Source organism: Thermanaerothrix sp., assembly GCF_056331585.1.
Window position 1 is genome coordinate 1 of record NZ_JBWGPQ010000069.1, and the last position, 4,259, is coordinate 4,259.

Consider the following 4,259-nt stretch of genomic DNA (forward strand, 5'->3'; position numbering starts at 1 on the left):
AGTTTCCTTCAATGAAAGGGGAAGCCCACCCTTTCAAGGGTGGGAGGAGGTCACGTTCTCACATCTTACCGCGGTTAATTCAAGAGCAACGCCTAAACCACCGTCGGCAATTGCGTATTTGGAGTGCGGGTTGTTCTACCGGTCAGGAGGCTTATTCGTTGGCAATGCTATGCGATGAGTTGGCAATTCGACCGGTGCCTTATATCCTGGCTACAGACCTCGACCGCGGAGCGTTGCGTAAAGCCCAGGCTCGAGGCCCATATCTGGCGGAAGAGGTGCGCCACGTATTTCCCCTGCAATTCCAAACCTATTTCGAGGTTGGGGGGCCGCCTTACTACGTCCGCGAGAGCCTAACCCAGAAGATTGTATTTCGGGAACAGAATCTGCTGGAAGATCCTTTCGAAGGGGATTTTGATCTCATCGTATGCCGCAATGTAGTTATTTACTTCACTAATGAGGCCAAAGAAAAACTCTACCGCAAGTTCTATCAGGTGCTGCGACCAGGCGGATTTTTGTTCCTGGGAGGAACGGAAATCATTCCTCATCCCCACGTCTATGGCTTCAGCAGTTTTCAGATTTCGTTTTACACGAAGAAGGCTTTATGACCTCGCCCCGCTTCAATTTTGAGGTGTTATTACGCCGTATTGGTGACTTGCCCCCGCTATCACAAGCGGTCAATAAAGCACTGGAGCTGATCCGAAATCCTAAGTCCAATCTGGCTGAAGTAGCCAATGTGTTGGCATTGGATCAATCCATGGCCAGCCTGATTTTACGCTGGGCGAACTCAGCCTACTATAGCCCAATTCAACCGATCAAGACAGTTCACCAGGCCGTGGCGTACCTGGGTCAGAATGCGGTTCAGAGCCTGATATTAACGGCTTCAGTAGCAGCCCTGATGGACCGGCCAGTGCCGGGATATCGTTTAGACCGGGGAGAATTGTGGAAGCATGCAGTGGGGGTGGCAGGTGGGGCGCGCCTGGCTGCCCAGCGTTTAGGGCCACAGGTTGCCGAAGAGGCGTATCATGCTGGGTTGTTATGTGATATTGGAAAGTTGGCGTTTGAGGTTCTATTGCGTACCCTCGATCCTTTTGAAGGCTCCTGGCAACAGATACCATTCGACTATCTGGAACGCCATTACTTTGGTGTGGATCACGCCACGCTGGGCGGTGAATTAGCACGGCGCTGGAACTTACCTTCTCCCTTGCCTGAAGCGATTGCGTTTCATCATCGGCCTAGTTTGGCGGGCGATGGCATGGTGTTGGCGGCGGCGGTGCACGTCGCTGATGCCGCCATGATGATGTTTGGAATCGGTCTGGGGCGCGATGGGCTTCAGTATCAATTGGATTTGCGCGCTTTTCAAGTCTTGGGTTTAGATGAAGGTTTTTTCGACTACATGCTCCCGCGCGTAAGTGCTCTGATTGAGGAAGCCGAGCACTATATCGGTTTAATGCGTCGGGGCTGAGTTCATCCTTACAGAAAGGGATCCGGGTCATGAATGTCAATTTTCTCAATCCTTTCGTTGAAGCCGCAAATGAAGTGTTAATGGCCGAAATGAACGTAAGCACCACACGTGGCCCTCTTTCCTTGCATAAATCTGCCTTGACCACGGATGACGTTACCGTGTTGATTAGCCTGGTGGATGAGTTGCAGGGAGTGGTTCTGTATGGTCTCTCTTATGAGACGGCACTTAAGTTTGTCTCGCTGATGATGGGACAGGAATTTCAAGAGTTCGATAACTTGGCTCAAAGTGGCATTGCTGAATTGGGCAATGTCATTACTGGTCGTGCCACGATTAAATTGGCAGAGGCGGGATACCGAACGAATATTTCACCCCCCACCCTAATCTCGGGGCAAGGCGTGCAAATCTCCACCCTCGATTTTCCGCGCCTGGTGGTTCCCTTGCAAACCTCGCTGGGTGATCTGGTTGTGCATTTGGCGGTCCGTGAAAGCCCACCGGATATGAAGGGTAGCAATTTCGTGCCGCTCGCTGTCAATGGCGCAGGTTCGTGACACTTGGAGAGGAAGGAAAACATGAACGTTAAATTCTTAAATCCTTTTGTGGAATCGGCTTTCGAAGTCCTAAAAGCAGAAACGGGCTATAACCTGCGTCGGGGTGATTTGGGATTGGAGAAAAGCGTCTATGTGACTGAGGATTTTACGGTGATTCTCTCCCTGGTTGGACAGGTTGAAGGCACCGTATTTTATTCAATGAGTCAACCGACCGCGCTGGCTTTGGTATCACCGATGATGGGAAGCGAAGTGGAAACGCTGGATCAACTTGCCCAAAGCGCGCTCGCCGAATTGGGAAATGTCATCACCGGACGGGCCAGTGTTAAGTTAGCGCAAGCAGGCTATGAATCGGTGATTTCGCCCCCTACGCTGCTTTTGGGAAATGGGGCGCGTATTTCCACTCTTGATTTCCCGCGCTTAATCGTTCCGCTTGAATTTGAGCGTGGGCAAGTCACCATTCATCTTGCCCTGCGTGAGGGGCGGCGTGGTGTGGTGCGCAGTGGCCAATTAACCACTCCGCCGCGCCCAGAGGTTTGAGATTAATTTGAGGAGCAAGTTTGATGAGCTGCGTGTTGGCCATTGTTAATCAGAAGGGTGGGGTAGCCAAGACGACTACCTGTCTTTCGCTGGGAGCCTCTCTGGCTGAGGAGGGACAGCGGGTTTTATTAATTGACCTGGATCCACAAATGAATCTAAGTGTGAGCGCCGGGGTTCGAGAGCCACCAGATGAAGGGGGGATTGTGGAGTGGTTAACGTGGGGATTGAAAGAGCATGGTGATCATCGGTCTTTTATGCCCCTTGGTCTTCACCCTGATGGATTGGCTTTGGTTTCAGGCGATCCGGAACTAGCAGCACTTGAGCGCCAACTTCCCGGAATGGCCCGTTATGAATTTGGGTTGCATAATCTGTTAGAAGGTGTTGCATCCAATTACGACTATGTGCTAATTGATTGTTCACCCTCACTGGGGCCTTTGACTGTGATGGCGCTAACCGCCGCGCATCATGTGGTGATCCCGGTTACCGCGGACTATTTAGCGGCCTGGGGATTGATGCAACTGATCACAACGATTGAAATGATCAAAGAGCGCACTAACCCCACTTTGGATTATTCGTTATTATGTGTAATGTTTGATCGCCGTAATGGGATCAGCCGTGTGATGTTGGAACGCTTGCAGGGTTCGTTTGGAGAACGTCTGTGGCGAACGGTGATCGGGTTGGATACACGTTTACGTGAGGCGGCTGTGGCGGGTGAACCCATTGTGTGCTATGCTCCAAAGTCACGCGCGGCTCAACAGTATCGGCAGTTGGCGCAGGAAATAAAGGCGTTTTTTGAAAACCGGAATGGGAGGGGCATCCATGCGGCGACGCGATAAGTTAAGTCGGGCCATTGATCAACTTTTCTCCACGGAGTCAAAGAAGCCAGCGGTTGTGGAGACCAAGGTGCCGGTTTCTCTCCGCACGGATCAAGACGAGAGGTCATTTCCAGACCCGGTCAAGGAAAGCGTAGTGGCCCCTCGGGGCGACCAAATTCCATCTTCGTTAAATCCTCGGGAACTGGAGGCCACTGATGGTGGAAAAGACCCCCAGACATCAACAGTTGAAGAAAGCCCCAGGCCGCCTGAGGTAAAGAAACGGGAATTTAAATCCGACAGTGAAATACCCGCATTTCAGTTGGATGAGCAGTTGGTCGTTTTTGGCCTCGGGGATGGGATGTACGGGGTTCCAGTGGAAAAGGTGGAAGCTATCCTCAAGATGCAACCGATTACTCGTGTGCCCAAAACCCCAAACTTTATTCGCGGCGTGACTAATTTGCGCGGCGCTGTTTTGCCCGTGATTGATCTAAATCTGCGATTAGGACGCTTTCAGACATTGGACAACAATGAGACACGCATTATCGTGGTGAGCAGTTCATTGGGATTAGCGGGATTGGTTGTAGATCGAGTGGATTCCGTGCGTCAAATTCCCGCCAGCCTAATTGAACCACCCCCACCGATGACCCGTTCGGCTCATGCCGCTTACTTCCGCGGGGTGGCACGCCTCGAGGACCACCTAGTGCTTTTGTTGGATTTAGATTCGTTGCTCCAGACTGTTGGATCCCGAGGGATCGGCAAGGGTTTTTATGGGACGAGGCCGGCACAGGCGACCTTATCCGCAGGAAACTCTACTCGCTGAGATTTCCAGATTCGCCCCTCAAGGATAATTTGGCATTCCAAATCGCCGTAACCAGAAGGGTTTGCAGCAGTAAGGTA

General features: G+C 51.8%; 6 protein-coding genes. All 6 read left to right on the plus strand.

What is annotated here, in order from left to right; all coding sequences use genetic code 11:
* The coding region (locus tag AC01YT_RS13460; protein ID WP_476676246.1) for a CheR family methyltransferase at positions 1–605 on the plus strand (605 nt) is incomplete at its 5' end.
* Positions 602–1,462: an HDOD domain-containing protein gene (locus AC01YT_RS13465; protein ID WP_476676248.1), complete on the plus strand. Its 861-nt coding sequence runs from the start codon at positions 602–604 to the stop codon at positions 1,460–1,462. The genes AC01YT_RS13460 and AC01YT_RS13465, both read left to right, overlap by 4 nt.
* Positions 1,463–1,491: 29 nt before the next feature.
* The gene (locus tag AC01YT_RS13470) at positions 1,492–2,010 is read left to right on the plus strand and encodes a chemotaxis protein CheX (protein ID WP_476676250.1); all 519 of its coding nucleotides are present in this window, start codon (positions 1,492–1,494) and stop codon (positions 2,008–2,010) included.
* 21 nt (positions 2,011–2,031) lie between these two features.
* Entirely contained in the window at positions 2,032–2,547 is a 516-nt protein-coding gene (locus AC01YT_RS13475) for a chemotaxis protein CheX (RefSeq protein WP_476676252.1), read from the plus strand.
* Between the two features lie 23 nt (positions 2,548–2,570).
* Positions 2,571–3,383, plus strand: coding sequence for a ParA family protein (locus AC01YT_RS13480; RefSeq protein WP_476676254.1), 813 nt, complete (start codon positions 2,571–2,573; stop codon positions 3,381–3,383).
* Positions 3,367–4,182 (plus strand): chemotaxis protein CheW, encoded by an 816-nt coding sequence (locus tag AC01YT_RS13485; RefSeq protein WP_476676256.1) that lies wholly within the window; start codon positions 3,367–3,369, stop codon positions 4,180–4,182. The genes AC01YT_RS13480 and AC01YT_RS13485 overlap by 17 nt, the downstream gene beginning before the upstream one ends.
* The last annotated feature ends 77 nt before the right edge of the window (positions 4,183–4,259 follow it).